The organism is Pseudomonas sp. R3-57, assembly GCF_051132065.1.
In the GTDB taxonomy this organism is placed as follows: Bacteria; Pseudomonadota; Gammaproteobacteria; order Pseudomonadales; family Pseudomonadaceae; genus Aquipseudomonas.
Genome location: NZ_CP071655.1, coordinates 5,403,795 through 5,427,191 on the forward strand (window position 1 = coordinate 5,403,795; position 23,397 = coordinate 5,427,191).

Consider the following 23,397-nt stretch of genomic DNA (forward strand, 5'->3'; position numbering starts at 1 on the left):
CGACAGCGCTGGCAGGATTGCTCGCAAAGCCCCGATATGCGGGCACTTCGACAAAATCAGTAGAGAAAACAAAACCACCCGGTCAGAAACTGAATTGTGTCGCACATCAGATTATTGACGTACGACACTCGTCTAAGGGAAAAGAGGTGCTAGCATAGAGCCACCAGTCGATCTCAGCATGCAGCCTAACTAGTAGTCAGGATATGACCGAGCCAGAAGACCCCAGCCGTGAGCGTCTCAAGCACCACTTTGCCCAGCGGGTAATTCATCAGGCGCGTCAGATTCTCGAGATATGGCAGCGCCTGCAGCGCAGCGAATGGTCCACCGTCGACCTCGCCGAACTGAGCGAGGCCAACCTGCGCCTGCTGCGTTTCGCCGAGCGTTTCGAACAGCCCGAGCACACGCAACTGGCGCGGCATATCAGCCAGTCGCTGGAAGCGGTGGACGCCAATCGCGGGCGCCTCAGCAGCGGGCTGATCACCGATCTCAATCGCTTGATGCAGCGGCTGTCGCGCACCGGCCTGCGGCATGGCGATCAGCTCGAGCAGACCTTTCTGCCGCCGCTGCGCAAACCGGTTTACGTATTGCTGCAGGATCACGACCGCGCTGAACGATTGGCCAAACAACTGGAATTCTTCGGCCTGAGCGCGCAGGCGCTGGACAGTGTGTCGGCGTTTCGCTCATCGATGGTTGAGCGCCTGCCGGCGGCGATTGTCATGGATGTGGACTTCAGCGGCCCCGGCGTCGGCCTGAAACTGGCCGCTGAAGCCCAGGTCGGTCTCGACGAGCCCTTGCCGCTGCTGTTTTTCAGCCTGCATGAAACCGACACCCCGACCCGCCTCGCCGCCGTGCGCGCCGGCGGCCAGGAATTTCTCACCGGCACTCTCGAAGCGTCGAGCCTGCTGGAAAAAATCGAAGTGCTCACCTGCGTCGCGCAGTACGAGCCTTATAAAGTGCTGATCATCGACGATTCGCGCGCCCAGGCCTTGCACACCGAGCGCCTGCTCAACAGCGCCGGGATCGTCACCCGCACCTTGATCGAGCCGATCCAGGCGATGGCCGAACTGGCGGATTTTCAGCCCGATCTGATCATCCTCGACATGTACATGCCGGCCTGCACCGGCACCGAACTGGCCAAGGTGATTCGCCACAACGACCGTTATGTCAGTGTGCCGATCATTTATCTGTCGGCCGAAGACGATCTGGACAAGCAGCTCGACGCCATGAGCGAGGGCGGCGATGACTTCCTGACCAAGCCGATCAAGCCACGCCACCTGATTACCACGGTGCGCAACCGTGCCGCCCGTGCGCGCAATTTGAAAGCGCGGATGGTGCGCGACAGCCTCACCGGCCTGTACAACCACACGCACATCCTGCAATTGCTTGAGGACTGCTCGTTCCGTGCCCGCCGCGAGAACAAGCCGCTGAGTTTTGCCATGCTCGACATCGACCACTTCAAACGGGTCAACGACAGCCATGGCCACCCGATGGGCGACCGAGTGATCAAGAGCCTGGCGCTGTTTCTCAAGCAGCGCCTGCGCAAGACCGATTTCATCGGCCGTTACGGCGGTGAAGAGTTCGCCATCGTCATGCCCGACACCGACATCGAAGCCGCACACAATGTGCTCGATGAGATCCGCCAGCGCTTCGCCGAAATCCATTATCCGGCGCAGCCGCAGGACTTGTGGTGCACCTTCAGCGCTGGCGTGGTGGAAATGCACGATGACTGCGACAGCCTGATGATGGCCAGTCAGGCCGACGAAGCGCTGTACCGCGCCAAGGGTGCTGGACGCAATCGGGTGCAGACCGCGCGGCACTCAAAGCAAAGTGCCACTTTTTCATCGGAATCCACTGATTCGGTCATAACCTTGTAACAGAACCGCAATAAATTCAGGCGCTTACCATTTCTGCCCTTGGTAGCCGTCATGCGCCTGAAGTTGCTCACCAATCTCAATACGCTGCTGCTGGTCGCCGTGTGCCTGGCACTCGGCGCCACGCTGTGGTGGTCGCAAAAAGCCCTCGAACGTCCCTATCTGCTGATGGAGCGATATCTGGGCCTGTCCCAGCAATTTCAGAACGAGGTTGCGCGCAACGTCGAGGACTACCTCGCCAGCGGCGACGCCTTGCGTTTGAGCAGCGCCAGCCAGGCCATCGACAACTTGCAAACGCAACTCGCTGAACTACCGCCGACCCTGGCCGAATCGCTGCGCCCAAGCCTGTCCGGACTGGCCGAGTTCAGCAAAACCGATCTGCTGGCGGCTGGCAAACTGGCCGGTGATCCGCAGGCCTTGCTGCTGCAAGCCGAGCGCGAATTGAGCGCCAGCCTCGAACAACTGAGCACGTACGCCAACGGCAACGCGAGCTACCTGACGCCGCTGTTGGTGGCGTCGCAGCATCTGGGCAAGCTTTCGCTGGCACGGGACAAACTGGTCAGCAGCGGACGCAGCGAACTGGCTGCGGATGTCGAACGCGAAGTCAGCAACATCCGCGCCCAGGCGCAAGCGATCGACGTCCTGCCCTTGCTCGGCGTGGTCAGTCAGAGCGCATCGGGCAGCGACGACTTCGCCGCGATGATGGGCATCGAGAGCAGCGAAAAAACCGTGGCCGAAGATGCTGGCGTCGGTCTCAAAAGGGAACTCAACAGTCTGCTCGGTCGTTATCCGGCGGAGCTTGAGCGCACCCGCGAGCAAATCCAGAAACGCACGGATTTGAGTGTCGCGACCCATCAGAAAATCGCTGCGGTGCAACAGGCCATCGCTGCTCTGGAACCGGCGGTGCGCGCCCAGCACGGCCAGATCCAGGGCGAAGTGCGCTTGATGCAAGGCGTGATGATCGGCCTGATCCTGCTGATCGCGTTGCTGATCGACACCTTGCAGCGCCGCCTCGCGCGCACCCTGACCAATCTCGCACCCGCACTGTCGACCTGGGCCGAGGGCGATTTCAGCAGTGATATCCGCTTGGGCAAGACCAACCGCGAACTGCATGACATTGAAGCCTCGCTCAACCGCTTGCGTGCCTATCTGGCGGATCTGGTCGGGACCATTCGCGGCAATGCCGAGCAAGTCGCCGGTAGCAGCCGCACTTTGGCCGAATTGAGCAACGACCTGCACAGCGGCGCTGAGCATCAGGCTGGCGACACCGCGCTGATCCGCGATTCGCTGGGCGAACTGGAAGCGACCATTCAACAGGTCGCCGGCGATGCGCAGCAGGCAGCGGACGCCAGCCGCCACGCTGGTCTGGCGGTGGAGCATGGTCAGATGGTAATTGGCCAGAGCCTCACCGGGCTGCATGCGCTGGTTGGTGAGGTGCAGGGCAACGCGCAAATGATCGAACACCTGGCCGAAGAGTCAGCCACCATCGGCGGTGTGCTGACGGTGATTCGCTCGATTGCCGACCAGACCAACCTGCTCGCCCTGAACGCGGCGATTGAAGCGGCGCGCGCCGGGGAAATGGGTCGCGGTTTCGCCGTGGTCGCCGAAGAGGTTCGCTCGCTGGCGCAACGCACGGCTGGCGCCACGGCCGAGATCCAGACGCTGATTGCCGGTCTGCAAACCGCCGCCCGGCAATCGGTCGAAGGCATGCGTGCGCAGGTCGAACATGCCGAGGCCACGGCCAATCAGGCACAAGCGGCGGACGGCGCACTGGACAAGATTGTCGGCGCGATCCAGACCATTTCCGACACGGCAATCCGCATTGCCGATGTGACCGCACAGCAGAGCGGCGCAGTCAGCGAAATCCGCGATCACAGCGAGCGAATTCATCAGTTGGGTGGGGATAACCTGCTGCGCATCGGCCGCGGTCGCGAACAAGGCGAGAACCTGCTGGTGTTGGGCGGGCAACTGCATACCGCCGTTCAGGCCTTTCGCGTCTGATAGAGCGCTATCGCGAGCAGCTCGCTCCTACAGTAGAAACACAACCCCCCTGTGGGAGCGAGCCTGCTCGCGAAGATGTCAGCCCAGGCGCCACAAATGACCGGATCAGAGCACTTGGTCACATACTTCGCGCAAACATCGGCCATCGTGCTGGCTATTGCATGGAACTGGACAGTCACAAAGGCTTTGCGGCATAGTCGCCGGGTTCTGACGATTGCTCATTCATGACAAGGACTCCGCAGATGGCGACCCTACTGGTGCTGCACGGCCCCAACCTGAACCTGCTCGGCACCCGCGAACCCGGCACTTACGGTTCGACGACGCTGGCGCAGATCAACCAGGATCTGGAGCGCCGCGCCCGTGAAGCCGGCCATCATCTGCTGTATCTGCAAAGCAACGCCGAGTACGAATTGATCGAGCGCATCCACGCTGCCCGCGGCGAAGGCGTCGATTTCATTCTGATCAATCCGGCGGCTTTTACGCACACAAGTGTCGCATTACGTGACGCGCTGCTGGGAGTGAGCATCCCATTCATCGAAGTGCATTTGTCCAACGTGCACAAACGCGAACCTTTCCGCCATCACTCCTACTTCTCCGACGTAGCGGTGGGAGTGATCTGCGGCCTTGGCGCCAGCGGTTACCGACTGGCCCTGGAGGCCGCGCTAGAACAGCTTGAAACACAGGCAACGACTTGAACAACAAGCGTTAAACGCCCCTGACCGACCCTTGGGAGTTGATGATTCATGGATATCCGTAAAGTTAAGAAACTGATCGAATTGCTGGAAGAGTCCGGCATCGACGAGCTCGAGATCAAGGAAGGCGAAGAGTCCGTACGCATCAGCCGTCACAGCAAGACCCCGGCTCAGCAATACTACGCGCCGGCCCCGATGCAGGCTCCGGCTGCCGCACCTGCCGCCGCGCCAGTCGCTGCTGCCGCCCCGGCTGCCGCTGCTGCTCCAGCGCTGAACGGCACCGTTGCCCGTTCGCCGATGGTCGGCACGTTCTATCGCAAATCTTCGCCAGCCTCGCCAGCCTTCGTTGAAGTCGGCCAGACCGTGAAGAAAGGCGACACCCTGTGCATCGTCGAAGCCATGAAGATGATGAACCACATCGAAGCTGAAACCAGCGGTGTGATCGAGTCCATCCTCGTCGAAGACGGCCAGCCGGTTGAGTACGACCAACCGCTGTTCACCATCGTTTGAACTGCGGAGAGCCTTTGATGACTGCGAAGTTGGAAAAAGTTCTGATCGCGAACCGCGGTGAGATCGCCCTGCGGATTCTGCGTGCCTGCAAAGAGATGGGCATCAAGACCGTCGCCGTTTACTCCAAGGCCGACAAAGAGCTGATGCACCTGGGTCTGGCAGACGAATCCGTCTGCATCGGCCCGGCGTCTGCCTCTCAGTCTTACCTGCACATCCCGGCCATCATCGCCGCCGCTGAAGTGACTGGCGCTACCGCCATCCATCCAGGCTACGGTTTCCTCGCGGAAAACGCCGATTTTGCCGAGCAGGTCGAGAACTCCGGCTTCGCCTTCATCGGTCCGAAAGCCGAAACCATTCGCCTGATGGGTGACAAGGTCTCGGCCAAGCACGCGATGATCGAAGCCGGTGTGCCAACGGTTCCAGGTTCCGACGGCCCACTGCCGGAAGACGAAGAAACAGCGCTGCGCATCGGTCGTGAAGTCGGCTACCCGGTGATCATCAAGGCCGCTGGCGGCGGTGGTGGTCGCGGCATGCGTGTGGTGCACAAGGAAGAAGACCTGATCGCCTTCGCCAAACTGACCCGCACCGAAGCAGGCGCGGCGTTCGGCAACCCGATGGTCTATCTGGAAAAATTCCTCACCAACCCGCGCCACGTCGAAGTGCAAGTGTTGTCCGACGGCCAGGGCCACGCCATCCATCTGGGCGACCGCGATTGCTCGCTGCAGCGTCGTCACCAGAAGGTTCTCGAAGAAGCGCCGGCACCGGGCATCGACGAGAAAGCGCGTCAGGAAGTCCTGGCTCGCTGCGTCAAGGCGTGCATCGACATCGGTTACCGCGGCGCCGGCACTTTCGAGTTCCTCTACGAAAACGGTCGTTTCTACTTCATCGAAATGAACACCCGTGTTCAGGTGGAGCACCCGGTTTCGGAGATGGTCACCGGTCTCGACATCGTCAAGGAGATGCTCAGCATCGCCGCTGGCAACAAGCTGTCGTTCACTCAGGATGACGTGGTGATCCGCGGTCACTCGCTGGAGTGCCGGATCAACGCCGAAGACCCGAAAACCTTCATGCCGAGCCCGGGCACGGTCAAGCATTTCCACGCCCCAGGTGGCAACGGCGTACGCGTCGACTCGCACCTGTACAGCGGTTATGCCGTTCCGCCGAACTACGACTCGCTGATCGGCAAGCTGATCACTTACGGCGCGACCCGCGACGAAGCCATGGCCCGCATGCGCAATGCCCTGGACGAAATCGTGGTCGACGGGATCAAGACCAACATCCCGCTGCACCGTGATCTGGTCCGCGACGAAGGCTTCTGCAAAGGCGGTGTGAACATTCACTACCTCGAGCACAAGCTGGCCAAACAGTCGTAAGACTGCACCGGCGTGAAAAACCCGATCCTTGCGATCGGGTTTTTTATGCCTGCAACAAACACATCAGTTCATCACTACCGTCGAAAGAGCCTGTTCCTCGACCATCGCCGCGGTCGCGCGACGGCCGGCCTGATCGACGACGCTGCCTGAGGCATCCTCATACAGCGGCCTGCTGCGCACTCTCTGCATGAAGCTCGCAGCGCGCGTCGAGACCGCGTCGCTGGAAAACCGTGCTCGCTGCAAAACCGGGGTATACAACCGCTCAACCTGACTGGCGGAAGTCTTGAACACGGTCGACACGCCGTTCTGCAAATTCAACGACACGGCATAGTTATTACCGAGACAAGAGGAATATGACCAGTAATCCCAGGTCGGTCGCAACCCTTGCTGGCGCAATACGCTCCTGATCGATCCGCCGATATCCGTGCCAGTCAGCCAGTCACCGCCCACCAGCGTCGCGCGAACGTCGCTGGGCGAGCCTCCCAGTCGTCTCATCAGGTCACGAACAGTGCGCTCGACCAGCACGCGAATGTTATGGTCGAAATGGATGACCGCGCCAACCTTCGTCAGCGGGTTGTACATTGAGGCGATGACACAGGTCTGCGCGTTCAGCGAAAACAGATAATTGTCCTTCGACCCGGCAACGAACCTCGCGACCACAGCCTCACCCTGCATTGCGCCCCGGTTGAGCGCCGGCTCGACACGCCCGGGAAACGCGTTGCGCAGGTTGTTCACATGGCCAAGATTGCGCACCTGATCATTGCCGCCGCGCAGCCCCACCCGGTCATGAGTCCACTTACCGTTGGCTGTCAAACGTATGGGCCGCTGATAGATGGCCGCGGGGCGACGGGCATCGATCAGGCTGAGCCCACCGAAATGCGGATTTTCCCGGACCTGGAAATACCTGCCTTTGTTGCGGATGTAATAGCTCGGTTGAGACTGCCCGGCGCTTGGCGGACTGCGCCAGGTACCGAAAAACACCGTTTCTTCAGTGACCCGCTGCAACTGTTCGGGCACCTTGCCGACGGCCTGCCCCGCGCGAAAGCTCACCTCCCGGACTGCCGGCAGTGCTTCCTTGCGAATCGGCGCCAGCGTCTCGAAGCGTTCGGCCAACAATGAGACCGGCCTCGTCGTACGCTTCAGATTACTGACCGTGCCTGCGAGGAACTTGACCGCGCTGCCGGCACCCACCATGGCAAACAGCGCGCCCCATGATGCCTCCAGCCAATGAACGAGCGCGCCATCAACATCGCCCTCCAGGTGCGCCGCGACTGCCTGGCCGGCGCTGACCGCGATGAATACAACATCCAGCAGCAAGGCAAACGGCGGAAACACCATACAAAACGGCGCCGCGCCGAACATCAATCCTTTAACCACTTGCCTTTCGATCATTTCCGCACGGCTGGTGGTGATGTCCTCCACGTCCGTGACCGTGCGCTCGATGTAAGCGTTGAACTCAGTGCGCGCGTCAATCACTCGCTGCGCTTCGTACAGCGTATCGACGCGCTGTTTCTTTGCCGCTATCGCGCGCAATGAGCGCGACACCGAATTGCGCGCGGCGACGGGGCAGCGCGCCATCAGGTAGTCATGCAATGTACCGGCGACCTCGCCCTCCAATGACAGATACGGACGCACCGTCAGACCGTCGGGAGCATCCGGCGTGTATAGCCACCGGGACGTTTCGGGCTGGCAACAGATAAAAACGTACACCCCCAGCACGACGTTATGGCGCACGGTGAACCTGAACACGCCGTCGCTCGCAGCAATGTCGGCACCCGGCACATGCGCTCCCGACGTTGGCAGCTGGCTCAACAGCGAGACCTGACGCACCAGCGCCGAATACACCGCATCGCTCAAGCGCGCCTGACTTCTGGCAATGCGCAGGTCACGATCCATTTTCGACAACAGCACATTGCGGTAGCCGAACCGACGCAACTCGTAGGCTTCATCGCGAGCGTCCAGGTATTGGCCACGAATCTCTTTGGCGTACTTGTCACCCAGCCAGGCCCCGCGCATGTACCGCACCAGCTCGGCGCTGCGGACCTGACTCAAATCCTGGCCGACTGACGAGCGCACGCCTTTTTTTGGATGCTCGATGCCAGCGTTGTCATCGTAGCCGTAGATCGCCAGATCGAGCAGACTGGCTGTTGGCTGCTTCCTGCGGTCGGCAACGCCGGGGCTGTAGTCGACCAACACGGTGCCCGGGTCGACCGGTTCGAGCACATTCTTGCTGCGCATATACGGCGCAATCGCTGCGGCAACCGCGCGCCTGGCGAAGTCGACGAAAACTTCGAAACCGCCCAGCAATTCATTGAAGGTCTGCTGATGCACCACCAGTTCCTGGTTCAGGCTGCTGATGCGCCGGCGGGCCTCAAGACCCAGCGTCGTGTACCAGCGCAGCGCGTTGTCCTCCTCGACGCGCTGCAGATTTTTTGCCAGACCCATTTTTACCGCGGCTTCAACGCCTTCGGCGAACGGAACGGGTGCGCGACGAATGTCAATGGTCATTCCCCAGAGCGCCGGGCTCGCCGACACGGCCAACAGGTAATCCCGCGCCTTGCGATGTGCAGTGGGTGAAAGTTGCTGCAACAGGTATTCGCGCCCGGATTCGCTCTGCGTCCAGCTCCAGACTTCTCCGGTCAACGCCGCCAGCGAACGCAAGCGCACCCACTCCTGGCCGTCTGGCTTGTTCGGCGCGTACAGCAAAAGATCCTCGACCTGTTGCGCAGTCTCTTCGCGATAACACACCAGCAGGTCAGCACACTGCATGCCGTTGGGCAGCGTCAGCGCAGCGAATCGCAGAGTTTTCTCTGTGACATCTGTCGCCCACGCCTGACCGAGACGGTCATGGTCGGCCACGGTCAGATGCCCAGCGCAACGCGCAACGAACGCGCTTTGTTTGAGCCGCGCGACAAGCCAGTCGAACGAGGCTTTCTGCACGTCTTCGCGCTCGTACTGCCGGGCCAGAACTTGCAGGTAATCTGCCGGACAGTCCTGCTCCGCCAGCATGTCGGCAACGAATGTCGGCGTCAGAGGCTGGTTACGTTGCGAAGGACCACTGGTAACGTCCAGCACCGCAGCGAAATCCTTACCGATCGGCCCCGCCGCGAGCAATTCGCTCAGGCTGCGATTCTGCGTTGGCTCGCCGACCGCCGAGCGCCATTTCAAGCGCACCTCGATGCGGTCCGGTTCTACTTCGATGTCGAGTTTGAGCAGAAGGTAATCGATCGCTTGTTGACGGGCGAAAGCGCGCAGCGATCCATAGCCTTCCAGCAGGTCATCAAGCGCGGCCTGGGCCAGTGACGTCTGTTGCTGATACTCGCGCAACCTGGCACGGTCCGGTTCGTTCAGCACTCGCAGCCAGTGCGGCAACTGCGCGAATGACTGCGCTTGAAGGATTTTCTTTTCCGCGGCGGTTGCCAGCGCGGTCAACCGATACCGGCGAGTGTTTCGATTCTCGATCTTTTCGATTTGCCTGCGCAATCTATCCAGCGTCAGGTTCGCGAGCCGGTCTGCGTTGAACAGCGCGTCGATATCGTCGACAAAACGCTGCAGCTTGCGCAGGACGAGGCGATCGAACGCCGCCTCCTGCCCCTTGGTTTGCCAATGCTCTCGCAGGTAGTTTTTGTACTGAACGAGGAAATGCTCGGCAACCCTGTCCACTGTCTGGATAATCGCTTCACGATGGCTGGCAGGCAAGCCCCGATCGGCAGCACCCGGCCAGCGATACGGAGCGTCGCGGATTGCCAGGTACATCAAAGGCTTGCCATCGATCATTTTCTGCACAATCGCATCAAGCAAGGCCTGCACAAAACCCGGATCAATATTGCCGTCAGGGTGATGACTGCGCAGTTCGGTCAATGCGAAATCTTCCATGGCCTCGAACACGCTCATCTGGCTGCTCAGGCGCTTGTCGATCAACACCTGCCAACGCGTGATCCGCAGCAGAACCTCCTGCACCGTCCCTGTAGACGCAGCGGCGGCTGCGGTTTCTTCTACAATCCCTTGTTGAGTCGCCATAGTCCCGGCCCGTCGTTGCGTAGAAATGAGCCTCCACTGTATTTGCCAACCAGCGCGCTCAGGCGATACACCGGTATATCGCGCCCGCGAATGTGTAACAGCCAACCGGCGTGTCCACTTTGCTGGCGACCTGGCGTAAACTGCGCGCTTTTGCAGCTTCGGGCTGCCCCACAGATTTCAAAGGTAACCGCCATGCCCTGGCTGCAAGTCCGTCTCGCCATCACCCCGGAACAAGCCGAAACCTACGAGGACGCGTTCCTTGAGGTGGGCGCTGTGTCGGTGACGTTCATGGACGCCGAAGACCAGCCGATCTTCGAGCCGGAACTCAACACCACCCCGCTGTGGTCGCACACGCATTTGCTGGCCCTGTTCGAGGGTGGCACTGAACCGGAACCGGTTCTGGCTCATCTGGAGTTGCTGACCGGCAGCCCGCTGCCCGAGCATCACAGTGAAGTGATCGAAGATCAGGACTGGGAACGCAGCTGGATGGACGGTTTTCAGCCGATGCGTTTCGGTCAGCGCCTGTGGATCGTGCCGAGCTGGCACGCTGCGCCGGAACCTGATGCGGTCAACCTGCTGCTGGACCCGGGCCTGGCCTTCGGCACCGGCACGCACCCGACCACGGCGTTGTGCCTGGAATGGCTCGACGGCCAGGATCTGAAAGAGTGCAACGTGCTCGACTTCGGCTGCGGCTCGGGAATTCTGGCGATCGCGGCGCTGCTGCTGGGCGCGAAACAAGCGGTCGGCACCGACATCGACGTGCAGGCGCTGGAAGCGTCGCGCGACAATGCCGGGCGCAACAATATCGCCGACGAACTGTTCCCGCTGTACCTGCCGCCAGATCTGCCGCAGGTCAAAGCCGATGTGCTGGTCGCCAACATTCTCGCCGGCCCGCTGGTTTCGCTGGCGCCGCAACTGTCCGGTCTGGTCAAGCCCGGCGGGCGTCTGGCGCTGTCCGGCATCCTCGCCGAACAAGGTGACGAAGTCGCCGCCGCTTATGCACAGGACTTCGATCTCGACCCGATTGCCAATCGCGACGGCTGGGTGCGCATCACTGGCCGTCGGCGCTAATATGAGCGCCTGCATAAACCGGATCGCCGCATGACCGACAGTTTCGTCACTCAGTGCCCGCATTGCCAAACCAGCTTCCGCGTCAGCCATGCTCAATTGAGCGTGGCCCGCGGGGTGGTTCGCTGCGGCTCCTGCCTGCAAGTGTTCAACGCCGCCAAACAGTTGCTTGAACAACACGCCGGCAAGGATGCACTGACGCCCGTCGCGCCGGCGCAGGCCGAAGCGCCGTCACCTGTTGCCGATGAAACGCCAGCGCCACGCGCGATCAGCCAAAAGCAGTGGAACGCTTCGGAACTGGATCTCGACAGCCTCGACCTGGATCAGGAACTGGCCCGTCTTGAGCAACGCGAAATCCAGCCGGTCACCGAACCGGGGCGCCCGCGCGAGGACTCCCTGAGTGCGCGCCGCGACAGCCCCGAACCGGATGACGCGGCATGGCCCGGCAGCCTGTTCAGCGAACCGGCCGATGAGCGCACATCGAAGCCGGATGTCGAGTCGGACATCGAAGCCATCGAAACCCTCGAACCCGAACGCACCGAACCCTCGCTGTCGCTGGAACCGGTGGATCTGGATGACGAGCCGCGCATTCCGCAGTTGCGCCTGCACGACCCGATCGACCCGAATGCCCGCCGTGAACGGCTGTCGGCCAGCGACGACAGCGACGATGACGACCTGCCGTCGATCGCGCCGTTGCACAAGAAGCGCGAGCGTGCAGAGCCCGGCGTACGCGCCGAAGTCCTGCAAGATCTCACCGACGATCCGCTGCAACTCGACTGGCAGAAGCGCCGCTCGCCCTGGGGCCGCCGCCTGCTCTGGCTGCTGCTGGTGCTGATCGCCGCTGGCGGCCTGGCGGCACAGTACGTCGCCTATCATTTCGACGAACTGGCCCGGCAGGATCAATACCGCCCGTGGTTTCAGCAAATCTGCCCGCAGATCGGCTGCACGGTGCCGTCCAAGGTCGACATCGCCAGGATCAAGAGCAGCAATCTGGTGGTGCGCAGCCATCCGGAATTCAACGGTGCGCTGGTGGTCGATGCGATCATCTACAACCGGGCGACGTTTTCCCAGCCGTTCCCGCTGCTGGAACTGCGCTTTGCCGATCTCAATGGTCATCTGATCGCCAGTCGTCGCTTCAAACCCGGCGAATACCTCAAGGGCGATCTTGAAGGTCTGCCGGAGATGCCACCGCAGACGCCGATCCACATTGCACTGGACATTCTCGATCCGGGCCCGAAAGCGGTGAATTACAGCCTGAGTTTCCACTCACCCGAGTGAAGCCCGCGCGGTTTGTGGATTGACGGCGGTTTTCTGACTTCGCCGTGCACGACCAAACCAGCGGCGATAACAAAATTACTGTTCAGATTTTGTTCAATTCAGCCTTTAACCAGTCATCGAGAGCGGGTATCATGCCCACCCTTTTTCGAACTCTCATGATCCGGCCCCACCTCAGGGAAGTCCTATGTCGGCGGTACGCATCGGCCCATACACATTGCAGAACGGCTTGATTCTTGCCCCGATGGCGGGCGTCACCGATCAGCCCTTTCGTCAGCTGTGCAAGCGTCTGGGCGCAGGACTTGTAGTCTCGGAAATGGTCACCAGCGACATGAGCCTGTGGAACACCCGCAAGTCGCGCATGCGCATGATCCACGAAGGCGATCCCGAGCCTCGCTCGGTGCAGATCGCCGGTGGTGATGCGCAGATGCTGGCGGAGGCGGCCCGGGCCAACGTCGAGCTGGGCGCGCAGATTATCGACATCAACATGGGGTGCCCGGCGAAGAAGGTCTGCAACAAGGCCGCCGGCTCCGCGCTGCTGAAAGACGAAGCACTGGTGACCGAGATCCTGCGGGCCGTGGTGGCTGCGGTGGATGTACCGGTCACCCTGAAGATCCGCACCGGCTGGGATCGTGAGAACAAGAACGGCCTGACCGTGGCGAAAATCGCCGAACAGGCCGGGATCACTGCGCTGGCCGTGCATGGCCGCACGCGCGCCGATCTGTACACCGGGGAAGCCGAGTACGACACGATTGCCGCGATCAAGCAGGCGGTGTCGATCCCGGTCTTCGCCAACGGCGATATCGATTCGCCAGAGAAGGCCCGTTACGTGCTTGATGCGACCGGTGCCGATGGCCTGTTGGTGGGCCGTGCCGCTCAAGGGCGGCCATGGATTTTTCGCGAGATCGAGCACTTCCTGCGTACCGGCGAGAAATTGCCGGCACCGAAGCTGATCGAGGTGGAACGCATTCTGCTGGAGCATCTGGCCGCCCTTCACGCTTTCTATGGGGACGTGATGGGCGTGCGTATTGCGCGCAAGCATGTGGGCTGGTATCTCGCAACCTTGCCGGGCGCCAGGGAGTTTCGCGCCCGTTTCAATCGTTTGGATGGTACGGAAACACAATGCGCCAACGTTCGGGAGTTCTTCGCCGAGCGTTACAAGAGCCTGACAGGGGACGAAGAAGGGGTGGCCGCATGACGATGATGACCGAGACTTTAGTGAGTGGAACAACACCCGTGAGCGACAACGTGAATTTGAAACAGCACCTCAACACGCCGAGCGAAGAAGGCCAGACCCTTCGCGGGAGTGTCGAGAAGGCGCTGCACAATTATTTCGCCCACCTTGAGGGCGCGTCCGTCACGGATGTGTACAACCTGGTGCTCTCCGAAGTCGAGGCTCCCCTGCTCGAAAGCGTGATGAACTACGTCAAGGGCAACCAGACCAAGGCCAGTGAGCTGCTGGGACTGAACCGCGGCACGCTGCGCAAGAAACTCAAGCAGTACGATCTGCTGTAAGCATTCAATCAAACCAGAAAGGCGCCCGCGTAAAAAACGGTCGCCTTTTTTGCTGACTTCCTTTGCTTTTGATGGAAATTGAGATGACCGACCAGACTACCCGCCTGCCGATCCGCCGCGCCTTGATCAGCGTTTCCGACAAGACCGGGATCCTCGAATTCGCCAGGGAGCTGGAAGCGCTCGGCGTCGAGATCCTCTCCACCGGCGGAACGTTCAAGCTGCTGCGCGACAATGGCGTTGCCGCAGTGGAAGTCGCGGATTACACCGGTTTCGCCGAGATGATGGACGGTCGGGTGAAAACCTTGCACCCGAAAATCCACGGCGGCATCCTCGGCCGTCGCGGTATCGACGACGCGATCATGAGCGAGCACGGCATCCAGCCGATCGATCTGGTCGCGGTCAACCTGTACCCGTTCGAAGCCACCATCAACAAGCCAGGCTGCGACCTGCCGACCGCCATCGAGAACATCGACATCGGCGGCCCGACCATGGTCCGTTCGGCTGCGAAAAACCATAAAGACGTGGCGATCGTGGTCAATGCCAGCGACTACACCAGCGTGCTGGAAAGCCTGAAGGCCGGCGGCCTGACCTACGCCCAGCGTTTCGACCTGATGCTCAAGGCCTTCGAACACACCGCGGCCTATGACGGCATGATCGCCAACTACATGGGCACCGTGAATCAGGCGGCTGAAGCCCTGAGTACTGAAGGCCGCAGCGAATTCCCGCGCACTTTCAACAGCCAGTTCATCAAGGCCCAGGAAATGCGCTACGGCGAGAACCCGCACCAGAGCGCGGCGTTTTACGTAGAAGCCAGGCCTGCCGAAGTCGGCATCGCCACCGCGACCCAACTGCAGGGCAAAGAGCTGTCGTACAACAACGTGGCCGACACCGACGCCGCGCTGGAATGCGTGAAGAGCTTCGTCAAGCCGGCCTGCGTGATCGTCAAGCACGCCAACCCGTGTGGCGTTGCCGTAAGTCCGGACGCCGAAGGCGGTATTCGTCAGGCCTACGAGCTGGCCTATGCCACCGACACCGAATCGGCGTTCGGCGGCATCATCGCCTTCAACCGTGAACTGGATGCCGAGACCGCCAAGGCGATCGTCGAGCGTCAGTTCGTTGAAGTGATCATCGCCCCATCGGTCAGCGAAGAAGCCCGCGCCATCGTCGCGGCCAAAGCCAACGTGCGCCTGCTGGCCTGCGGCGAGTGGTCGGCAGACCGCGCCGCCGCGTGGGACTACAAGCGCGTCAACGGTGGCCTGCTGGTACAGAGCCGCGATATCGGCATGATCAGCGCCGATGACCTGAAAGTCGTGACCAGGCGCGCCCCGACCGAGCAGGAAATCCACGACCTGATCTTCGCCTGGAAAGTCGCCAAGTACGTCAAGTCCAACGCCATTGTCTACGCCAAGAACCGTCAGACCATCGGTGTCGGCGCCGGCCAGATGAGCCGCGTAAACTCGGCGCGTATCGCCGCGATCAAGGCTGAGCACGCCGGTCTGCAAGTCGCCGGTTCGGTGATGGCCTCGGACGCGTTCTTCCCGTTCCGCGACGGTCTGGACAACGCGGCCAAGGTTGGCATCACCGCGGTGATCCAGCCGGGTGGTTCGATGCGTGATGCGGAAGTGATTGCCGCTGCTGACGAGGCCGGTATCGCCATGGTCTTTACGGGTATGCGCCACTTCCGCCACTGATTATTTTGCTTGATCGTGCCCACGCTCTGCGTGGGCACGCAGCCCGGGACGCTCCGCGTCCCTCGGACGCAGAGCGTCCGTAGAGGCATTCCCACGCAGAGCGTGGGAACGATCAGCGTCCCTGCGGCGCTCAACAGAATTAGCGTCATCCGAGGTTTTTGAAATGAATGTTTTGATCATTGGCAGCGGTGGCCGTGAACACGCTCTGGCCTGGAAAGTGGCTCAGGATCCGCGTGTGCAGAAGGTTTTCGTCGCGCCGGGCAACGCCGGTACGGCAATCGAAGCGAAGTGCGAGAACGTCGCCATCGACGTGCTGGCGCTTGAGCAACTGGCCGATTTTGCCGAGAAAAACGTTTCCCTGACCATTGTCGGTCCGGAAGTGCCGCTGGTCGCCGGTGTTGTCGATCTGTTCCGCTCCCGCGGCCTGGATTGCTTCGGTCCGACCGCCGGTGCTGCGCAGCTCGAAGGCTCGAAAGCGTTCACCAAGGATTTCCTTGCGCGCCACAAGATCCCGACCGCCGACTACCAGAACTTCACCGAGATCGAGCCAGCGCTGGCTTATCTGCGTGAAAAAGGCGCGCCGATCGTGATCAAGGCCGATGGCCTGGCAGCCGGCAAAGGCGTCATCGTCGCCATGACCCTGGCTGAAGCCGAAGACGCCGTGCGCGACATGCTCGCCGGCAACGCGTTCGGCGACGCCGGTTCGCGGGTGGTCATCGAGGAATTCCTTGATGGCGAAGAAGCCTCGTTCATTGTCATGGTCGACGGCAAGAATGTCCTGCCGATGGCCACCAGCCAGGACCACAAACGCGTCGGCGACGGCGACAGCGGCCCGAATACCGGCGGCATGGGCGCTTACTCCCCTGCCCCGGTGGTCACCGCCGACGTGCACCAGCGCGTGATGGACCAGGTGATCTGGCCGACCGTGCGCGGCATGGCCGACGAAGGCAACGTCTACACGGGTTTCCTCTATGCCGGTCTGATGATCGACAAGGCCGGTCATCCGAAAGTCATCGAGTTCAACTGCCGCTTCGGCGATCCGGAAACCCAACCGGTGATGCTGCGTCTGCAATCGAGCCTGGTGTTGCTGGTCGAAGCCGCGCTGGCGCAAGCGCTGGACAAGGTTGAAGCGCAGTGGGATCCGCGTCCTAGCGTCGGTATCGTGCTGGCCGCCGGTGGCTACCCGGGTGACTACGCCAAGGGTGCGCCGATCAACGGTCTGGAGGCAGCGGCAAGCCTGGAAGGTAAAGTATTCCACGCCGGTACCGCACTGAAAGACGGCGCCGTCGTCACCGCCGGTGGTCGCGTGCTGTGCGCCACCGCCATGGGTGCAACCGTGGGTGAAGCGCAGCAGCAGGCGTACAAGCTGGCTGCGGCCATCGACTGGGAAGGCTGCTTCTATCGCAAGGACATCGGCTACCGTGCCATTGCCCGTGAACGTGGCGAAACCCAGCAATAAGCTGAGTCATGCCCGGCGTGGAATGTCCTTCCTCGCCGGGCTGTTCTGCCGCCGCGCGTCGTTATATTCTGGCATCAACCTACGAAGGGATTTCGCCGTGCGCTGGCTCAGGATTGCCATAAGCTTCACCGTCACGCTGCTGACCTTGCTCTGCATGCTTCCGGCCCTCGCCGGTCAAGGCAGTGGCTGGTCGGTATTGCTTGACGATCAGGGCAATCTGCAACTGAGCGATATCCGCTCTGCCCGCTACACCAATCAATTCAGCCCCATCGAACTCGACCGCCTCACCGCGGCCGCGCCCGATGGCGCCTTGTGGCTGCGTTTCAGGCTGGCGCCGGGAAAGCATGAACAGGTACTGCGCATCTTTGCCCCGGACCTTTCGCAGCTCAATCTGTATGTGCTCGACGGCGACAGGCTGATCGAGCAGCGCAACACCGGCACCGACCAGCCTCAGGCCGAACGACTGCTGCCGAGTAGCGACTTCATGCTGCCGCTGCCGCAGAGCGATAAACCCCTCGACGTGTATCTGCGCATGGTTTCCGACCATCAGTTGCGCCCGCACGTCACCCTGCAATCGGCGGTGATGAGCGCAGCCGACCACCATCAGACGCTGCTGTTCGGCCTGCTGTTCGGCTGCCTCGGCATGCTGCTGTTGCACAACCTCGTGCGCTACGCCTATTCGCGCTCGCGCAGCAGCCTGTGGCTGGCGGTCTGCGAGGGTTTGCTGGGCCTGAGCCTGTTGCTGCTGCTCAATCTCGCCGGGCCGTGGCTGCCGAACTGGCATGCCGTGCAGACGCCGGGCGCTTACCTGGCGCTGCTGCTGACCGCGCCGGCCGGACTCATGTTCGCTTACCGTTACTTCGCCCCGCTCGGCCCGCACCCGCTGAACAAACTGTTGCTTGGCGACATTCTGCTCATCGTCACGTGCAGCCTGCTGCTGTTGTTCGTCAACACCCTGCCACTGAACATCATCACTTACGCGCTGGTGGCCCTGGCCGGCCTGAGCATGTTGTTCGTCGGCTTCTACCACTGGCAGAAAGGCTACCGCCCGGCGCGGCTGTTCGTTGCGGCGATGGTGGTGTTCAACATCGGCACGCTGATCATTCTGCCGGCGCTGCTGGGGCTGACACTGGTATCGCCGCAAGGCCTGATCATGATCCTGATGGTGTTCATCTGCATCAGCGGACTGCTGATGAGCGTCGCCTTGGGCGAGCGTCAGCGCAGCATCACCGAGAGCCGTTTCAGCGTCAGTCGCGATCTGGCCGCGAGCAACGCCGAGATCAACGCCAAAGCCGAGTTCCTCGCCAAGATCAGCCACGAAATCCGTACGCCGATGAACGGCGTACTGGGCATGACCGAACTGTTGCTGGGTACGCCGCTGTCGGTCAAGCAGCGCGACTATGTGCAGACCATCCACAGCGCCGGCAATGAACTGCTGACGCTGATCAACGAGATTCTCGACATCTCCAAGCTCGAGTCCGGGCAGATCGAACTGGACGACGTGCAATTCGACCTCAACGCCTTGATCGATGACTGCCTGAGCATTTATCGCGCCAAGGCCGAACAGCAGAACGTCGAACTGATCAGCTTCATCCAGCCGCAAGTGCCGCGGGTCATCAGCGGTGACCCGACCCGTCTGCGCCAGACATTGCTGAGCCTGCTGGAAAACGCCCTGAAGAAAACCGATGAAGGCGAAGTGCTGATCGTCGTCGCCCTCGACGAGCGCAGCAACAAGCCGCGTTTGCGGATTGCGGTGCAGGACAGCGGCCAACCGATGGAACAGGAAGAACGCGACGCGCTGATGCACGCCGAACTGCACAGCAAGCACTTCCTGTCGGCCAACCGCCTGGGTGGCAATTTGGGGCTGGTGATCGCGCGGCAACTGATCCGCCTGATGAATGGCGAATTCGGCGTCAAGAGCGGCGCCACGCAGGGCAGTACCCTGTGGCTGACACTGCCGCTGGATCCCGATCGCCTCGAACACCCGACCTCTGACCTCGACAGCCCACTGCAAGGCGCGCGGGTGCTGGTGGTCGATGACAACGACACCTGCCGCAAAGTGCTGGTCCAGCAGTGCAGTGCCTGGGGCTTGAATGTCAGCGCCGTGCCGTCGGGCAAGGAAGCGCTGGCCCTGCTGCGGACCAAGGCGCACCTGCGTGACTATTTCGATGTGGTGCTGCTCGATCAGAACATGCCGGGCATGACCGGCATGCAGCTCGCGGCCAAGATCAAGGAAGACCCGAGCCTCAATCACGACATCCTGCTGATCATGCTCACCGGCATCAGCAATGCGCCGAGCAAGATCATTGCGCGCAACTCGGGGATCAAACGCATCCTCGCCAAACCGGTGGCAGGCTACACCCTGAAAACCACCCTGGCCGACGAGCTCAATCAGCGCAACAAAGGCCAGACCGTGTTCCAGCCGCAAGTGCTCACGGCGGCCACGGCGGCGAAAGTACCGAGCGATTTCCGCATCCTCGTGGCCGAAGACAACACCATTTCGACCAAAGTGATTCGCGGCATGCTCGGCAAGCTCAACCTGCAACCGGACACCGCCGCCAACGGCGAAGAAGCGCTGCAAGCGATGAAGGCCCAGCGTTACGACCTGGTGCTGATGGATTGCGAAATGCCAATTCTCGACGGCTTCTCGGCGACTCAGCAATTGCGCGCCTGGGAAGTCAGCAACCAGCGTGTTCGCACGCCGATCGTCGCGCTGACCGCACATATTCTCGCTGAGCACAAGGAACGCGCGCGTCAGGCCGGCATGGACGGGCACATGTCCAAACCGGTTGAGTTGTCGCAGTTGCGCGAGTTGATCGAGCATTGGGTGGCCCAGCGCGATCAGCAGAACCGCACGGCCTCGACGTTCTAAGTCGGCCAGTCATTCAGATCTCCAGACCGCTGAGATATTTGAGCGAGCCGGTAATGACCGATTGTTTCACCTTGTCGCGAAACTGGGCGTAATACAGCGTGTTGAATGTAATCGCAGCGACTTGCTCAACGCTGTTATGAATCAGTGTTTCATCTTCACTGAACAGAAATCCGCCAGCCACTCGCTCGATCTCGAACTGACGATGATAGACGCCCATCTGGACCTTGTTCGGGCCATTCATGATGCAGGGGATCATTTGGAAGTAACCGACGTTGGCGCGCACACTCGTGGATTCGAACAGCTCGAGTGCCAACGCATTACGCTCCATCGCCCGCAATGCAAGGCGCATCGGTTCAGAGAACGACTCACCCCATACGCTGGCGATACGTTGTGTGGCGTGACCGGCCATAAGGGAGGTGTTCGACGGCGCCAGCGTCTGCGGTTTCGGCACGTCCCACCCGATGAACCTCAACACATTGCTGTAATACTCGAACCAGTCGCCCGACAGGCCATCTTCGAACGCTGCGCGGGTCGCTCGTTGCGCATAGGCGGTGCTCATGTAGATGTCGTCGCGATGAGACGCTGGCAAGCCACCGGCAAACGCCACGACACTGCCGCCCACCACAGCGGCTTGTGGTGCAACCAGATCAGTCATGTGGCATCTCCCCTGGCAAACTCAGGACTGCTACATTGTCAGCACGCTTGTCCCTGATTTTTCTGGCGATGGCCTCGCGCGCGTCGCCGTAGCGACCTTCGGCCAGCGTCGCGCGCGAGTGGCGCACGTGAACCAACCCTTGAATGTCTTCAGTTTTATACGCCTGTTGAAACGGGTTTTGGCCGAGCTCGCGCCGGGTTTCAAACTCAACAAACGCGCTGGTGTATGACGTGGGTGAGTTGGCGACAGCCACCAGTAAATGCACTGCGTCCGATGGCGCTGAAGCAGTAACCGGCTCGATCGCGACAGGTACCTTCATGAAACTGCGCAAACGCTGGATCGCAGGATCGTCACCCGATATCTGTGCCACTTGCCCCAGAACGCTACCTATTACTTGCGTTTCCGGCAGCGCATCATTACCCAACGCGTCACTGAAGAACGCCAGTGCAGACTCATCCACGGAACCACTGCGCTGCCATGTCTGATGTGACTTTTGCTGGCGCAACCAGAAATCATCAAGAACACTCACGTAGGTGTCGTACCAATTGACGGACGACATTTTTTCGCACTTTTTATTCGCAACCAGTTGGGCCAGTAAAATTGAATCAAGCAAATCAGCATACATATCCAGCGATTCATCGCCGGGTATGACGATGATTCCCGCGCCGACTGTCAGTACCTGAAAATTATCATCCATACACTACCTCCATATATAAAAAAGGGCAGCCTCGACGGCTGCCCTCCTCTTTTCAATCAGCACTCATACTCTTCGATTTTCGAAATAATACTGATACCCAGTTTGCTACGAATAAGGTCGCGAGCCTTGTCGGCAATTTCGGTATTTTTGGCGAAGATAGTTTCACCGCGATAAAGCTTCACATTGCGCACATCCACATCGACAAACAGGACTTTAGTGGAAGTATTGCGGCGCAAGAAACGTACCGTGCCGACGGCCATGATGGCTTCGCCGTTGAGCTCGGTGCAGACGCCGCTGGTGAGACCGCCAACACCGTGCGCCAACAGATTACGTTCGTACAGGGTCAAGGCGGTGTCACGCTTTTGCAAGGCAGTGATGGCATCGTTCGCCACTTTCAGCATCAGCGCGGTCGCAGGGCCCGGTACCGCCAGGCCAGCAACTACCGAGCCGAGAATTTCCAGTACCAGTTTGTCCATTCGCACACTGGTGCCGGCGACTTCCATATCGCTGTAGTACTTGGAAACAGGCGTCCAGCCCGAATTGGTCATGACTTCGCGGAACAGCAAGTACCACTCGTAGCCCTGGCTCTCGAGCGGGTATTTCTTGCTGGCTACGAGGGTCGCGAAAAGGAAAGCATTCTGTGCATCGGTGCGATTGTCAGCAGTCAGTTGGCCAGAAAAAGCCAAAACGCCTTCGCCTACAACAGACGCCCTGGTCGGCGCTTCCACGGTGTCACCCGAATTCAGATTCAAGGCAATACTACGGCCTTGAATCATTGGCAGCGCGTCAATCTCATATTGCTGCAGAGCATTCATGCAGTTATTTATTTGAAGTTGCTTGATAGTTTGAGTGCTCATCTGAATTCCTTATCATCATTTAAGCAAGTTCTCATTAACTTGCGAAAACAACCATAACCAAGATCAGCGCAAACCCACAAACCAAAACATGTAACAGCAATTACCAGAACTATAAAAGAGCAACTAAGCAGCAACCATAACTAAAACAAAACAAGCCACGAAAGTCGATAACACAACAACCTGAAGCACTGATAGACTCCATTACCATTGTTCGTTGCTGCGAGACAAGACCATGCTTCACGTGTTGTTCAGCGTTTATCTGAAGATGCTGGTGCTTTACAGCCCGTTCTTCGTGTTGTCCTGCTTTATCAGCCTGACCCGCGGTTACTCGCGCAAGGAGCAGCGGCGTCTGGCCTGGAAGGTCGCGGTGGCGACGCTGGTGTCGAGCGTCTTGCTGTATCTGTTCGGGCGGGTGATCTTCGATGTGTTCGGCATCACGGTGGATGCGTTCCGCATCGGTGCCGGCAGCGTGCTGTTCATTTCCGCGCTGGGTATGGCGCAGGGCAAGCCGGCAGTACAGGCCGATAACGTACAGCAGGATGTGACCATCGTGCCGCTGACCATTCCGCTGACGGTCGGCCCCGGCACCATCGGTGCATTACTGGTCATGGGCGTCAGCCAACCGCATTGGGACGACAAGCTCACGGCAATCATGAGTATTGCGCTGGCCAGTTTCACGGTGGGGGTGGTGCTTTATCTATCGAACCGCATCGAGCGAATCCTCGGTGATCAGGGTCTGCAGATCGTCAGCCGCTTGATGGGCCTGTTTGTTTGCGCGCTGGCAGCGCAGATCATTTTTACCGGCGTCAAAGGCTATCTGGTGCCTTGAGCGCTGGCAGCT

At 60.5% G+C, this 23,397-nt stretch carries 17 protein-coding genes; 13 read left to right on the top strand and 4 right to left on the bottom strand.

The features are described from left to right. Positions 1-203 precede the first annotated feature (203 nt). The 5 genes from gcbA (at position 204) to accC (ending at position 6,447) form a co-directional block, all read left to right on the top strand. On the top strand, positions 204-1,874 hold the full coding sequence (gcbA, locus tag J3P93_RS24370; protein WP_434592740.1) for a diguanylate cyclase GcbA: 1,671 nt from the start codon (positions 204-206) through the stop codon (positions 1,872-1,874). A 51-nt stretch (positions 1,875-1,925) separates the two neighbouring features. Continuing rightward, a complete protein-coding gene (locus J3P93_RS24375; protein WP_434592743.1) occupies positions 1,926-3,872 on the top strand; it encodes a methyl-accepting chemotaxis protein in 1,947 nt (648 codons plus the stop codon). A gap of 242 nt (positions 3,873-4,114) precedes the next feature. Continuing rightward, the gene (gene aroQ / locus J3P93_RS24380) at positions 4,115-4,567 is read left to right on the top strand and encodes a type II 3-dehydroquinate dehydratase (RefSeq protein ID WP_090281057.1); all 453 of its coding nucleotides are present in this window, start codon (positions 4,115-4,117) and stop codon (positions 4,565-4,567) included. 48 nt (positions 4,568-4,615) lie between these two features. Further along, positions 4,616-5,074: an acetyl-CoA carboxylase biotin carboxyl carrier protein gene (accB, locus tag J3P93_RS24385; RefSeq protein ID WP_203420580.1), complete on the top strand. Its 459-nt coding sequence runs from the start codon at positions 4,616-4,618 to the stop codon at positions 5,072-5,074. Between the two features lie 17 nt (positions 5,075-5,091). After that, a complete protein-coding gene (gene accC / locus J3P93_RS24390) occupies positions 5,092-6,447 on the top strand; it encodes an acetyl-CoA carboxylase biotin carboxylase subunit (RefSeq protein ID WP_090281050.1) in 1,356 nt (451 codons plus the stop codon). Between the two features lie 63 nt (positions 6,448-6,510). Here the strand turns inward: accC and J3P93_RS24395 are convergent, their stop codons facing one another. After that, positions 6,511-10,467, bottom strand: a complete 3,957-nt coding sequence (locus tag J3P93_RS24395; RefSeq protein ID WP_434592747.1) for a type III effector 1 — start codon at positions 10,465-10,467, stop codon at positions 6,511-6,513. Between the two features lie 192 nt (positions 10,468-10,659). Here J3P93_RS24395 and prmA point away from each other — a divergent pair, with 192 nt between their 5' ends. From prmA to J3P93_RS24430, 7 genes are all read left to right on the top strand, one after another. Further along, positions 10,660-11,538: a 50S ribosomal protein L11 methyltransferase gene (gene prmA / locus J3P93_RS24400; RefSeq protein ID WP_434592750.1), complete on the top strand. Its 879-nt coding sequence runs from the start codon at positions 10,660-10,662 to the stop codon at positions 11,536-11,538. A gap of 30 nt (positions 11,539-11,568) precedes the next feature. Further along, positions 11,569-12,813, top strand: coding sequence for a DUF3426 domain-containing protein (locus J3P93_RS24405; RefSeq protein WP_434592753.1), 1,245 nt, complete (start codon positions 11,569-11,571; stop codon positions 12,811-12,813). A 184-nt stretch (positions 12,814-12,997) separates the two neighbouring features. Then, positions 12,998-14,008, top strand: a complete 1,011-nt coding sequence (gene dusB / locus J3P93_RS24410) for a tRNA dihydrouridine synthase DusB (protein ID WP_434592756.1) — start codon at positions 12,998-13,000, stop codon at positions 14,006-14,008. Continuing rightward, positions 14,005-14,325: a DNA-binding transcriptional regulator Fis gene (gene fis / locus J3P93_RS24415; protein WP_002555375.1), complete on the top strand. Its 321-nt coding sequence runs from the start codon at positions 14,005-14,007 to the stop codon at positions 14,323-14,325. Before dusB ends, fis begins: the two co-directional genes overlap by 4 nt. Positions 14,326-14,408: 83 nt before the next feature. Then, positions 14,409-16,016: a bifunctional phosphoribosylaminoimidazolecarboxamide formyltransferase/IMP cyclohydrolase gene (gene purH, locus J3P93_RS24420; RefSeq protein WP_434592771.1), complete on the top strand. Its 1,608-nt coding sequence runs from the start codon at positions 14,409-14,411 to the stop codon at positions 16,014-16,016. A 163-nt stretch (positions 16,017-16,179) separates the two neighbouring features. Then, positions 16,180-17,475: a phosphoribosylamine--glycine ligase gene (purD, locus tag J3P93_RS24425; protein ID WP_093105171.1), complete on the top strand. Its 1,296-nt coding sequence runs from the start codon at positions 16,180-16,182 to the stop codon at positions 17,473-17,475. Between the two features lie 97 nt (positions 17,476-17,572). After that, positions 17,573-20,347 (top strand): response regulator, encoded by a 2,775-nt coding sequence (locus tag J3P93_RS24430; protein ID WP_434592774.1) that lies wholly within the window; start codon positions 17,573-17,575, stop codon positions 20,345-20,347. Positions 20,348-20,360: 13 nt separating this feature from the next. On the opposite strand, the gene J3P93_RS24435 is transcribed toward J3P93_RS24430, so the two are convergent. Genes J3P93_RS24435 through J3P93_RS24445 form a run of 3 tightly spaced genes read right to left on the bottom strand, consistent with a single transcriptional unit; the run spans position 20,361 to position 22,556 of the window. After that, on the bottom strand, positions 20,361-21,002 hold the full coding sequence (locus J3P93_RS24435; RefSeq protein WP_434592777.1) for a hypothetical protein: 642 nt from the start codon (positions 21,000-21,002) through the stop codon (positions 20,361-20,363). Continuing rightward, a complete protein-coding gene (locus J3P93_RS24440) occupies positions 20,995-21,699 on the bottom strand; it encodes a hypothetical protein (protein ID WP_434592779.1) in 705 nt (234 codons plus the stop codon). The genes J3P93_RS24435 and J3P93_RS24440 overlap by 8 nt, the downstream gene beginning before the upstream one ends. A 56-nt stretch (positions 21,700-21,755) precedes the next feature. Continuing rightward, positions 21,756-22,556 (bottom strand): hypothetical protein, encoded by an 801-nt coding sequence (locus J3P93_RS24445; protein ID WP_434592782.1) that lies wholly within the window; start codon positions 22,554-22,556, stop codon positions 21,756-21,758. 232 nt (positions 22,557-22,788) lie between these two features. On the opposite strand from J3P93_RS24445, the gene J3P93_RS24450 reads away from it, so the two are divergent. Beyond that, the gene (locus J3P93_RS24450) at positions 22,789-23,385 is read left to right on the top strand and encodes a MarC family protein (RefSeq protein WP_025111770.1); all 597 of its coding nucleotides are present in this window, start codon (positions 22,789-22,791) and stop codon (positions 23,383-23,385) included. The last annotated feature ends 12 nt before the right edge of the window (positions 23,386-23,397 follow it).

Coding starts and splice junctions, on each gene's coding strand:
- accB (WP_203420580.1), top strand. CDS start 4,616: ATGGATATCCGTAAAGTTAAGAAACTGATCGAATTGCTGGAAGAGTCC.
- J3P93_RS24435 (WP_434592777.1), bottom strand. CDS start 21,002: ATGACTGATCTGGTTGCACCACAAGCCGCTGTGGTGGGCGGCAGTGTC.
- J3P93_RS24440 (WP_434592779.1), bottom strand. CDS start 21,699: ATGGATGATAATTTTCAGGTACTGACAGTCGGCGCGGGAATCATCGTC.
- aroQ (WP_090281057.1), top strand. CDS start 4,115: ATGGCGACCCTACTGGTGCTGCACGGCCCCAACCTGAACCTGCTCGGC.
- J3P93_RS24450 (WP_025111770.1), top strand. CDS start 22,789: ATGCTTCACGTGTTGTTCAGCGTTTATCTGAAGATGCTGGTGCTTTAC.
- prmA (WP_434592750.1), top strand. CDS start 10,660: ATGCCCTGGCTGCAAGTCCGTCTCGCCATCACCCCGGAACAAGCCGAA.
- J3P93_RS24375 (WP_434592743.1), top strand. CDS start 1,926: ATGCGCCTGAAGTTGCTCACCAATCTCAATACGCTGCTGCTGGTCGCC.
- gcbA (WP_434592740.1), top strand. CDS start 204: ATGACCGAGCCAGAAGACCCCAGCCGTGAGCGTCTCAAGCACCACTTT.
- J3P93_RS24405 (WP_434592753.1), top strand. CDS start 11,569: ATGACCGACAGTTTCGTCACTCAGTGCCCGCATTGCCAAACCAGCTTC.
- purH (WP_434592771.1), top strand. CDS start 14,409: ATGACCGACCAGACTACCCGCCTGCCGATCCGCCGCGCCTTGATCAGC.
- accC (WP_090281050.1), top strand. CDS start 5,092: ATGACTGCGAAGTTGGAAAAAGTTCTGATCGCGAACCGCGGTGAGATC.
- J3P93_RS24445 (WP_434592782.1), bottom strand. CDS start 22,556: ATGAGCACTCAAACTATCAAGCAACTTCAAATAAATAACTGCATGAAT.
- J3P93_RS24395 (WP_434592747.1), bottom strand. CDS start 10,467: ATGGCGACTCAACAAGGGATTGTAGAAGAAACCGCAGCCGCCGCTGCG.
- purD (WP_093105171.1), top strand. CDS start 16,180: ATGAATGTTTTGATCATTGGCAGCGGTGGCCGTGAACACGCTCTGGCC.
- dusB (WP_434592756.1), top strand. CDS start 12,998: ATGTCGGCGGTACGCATCGGCCCATACACATTGCAGAACGGCTTGATT.
- fis (WP_002555375.1), top strand. CDS start 14,005: ATGACGATGATGACCGAGACTTTAGTGAGTGGAACAACACCCGTGAGC.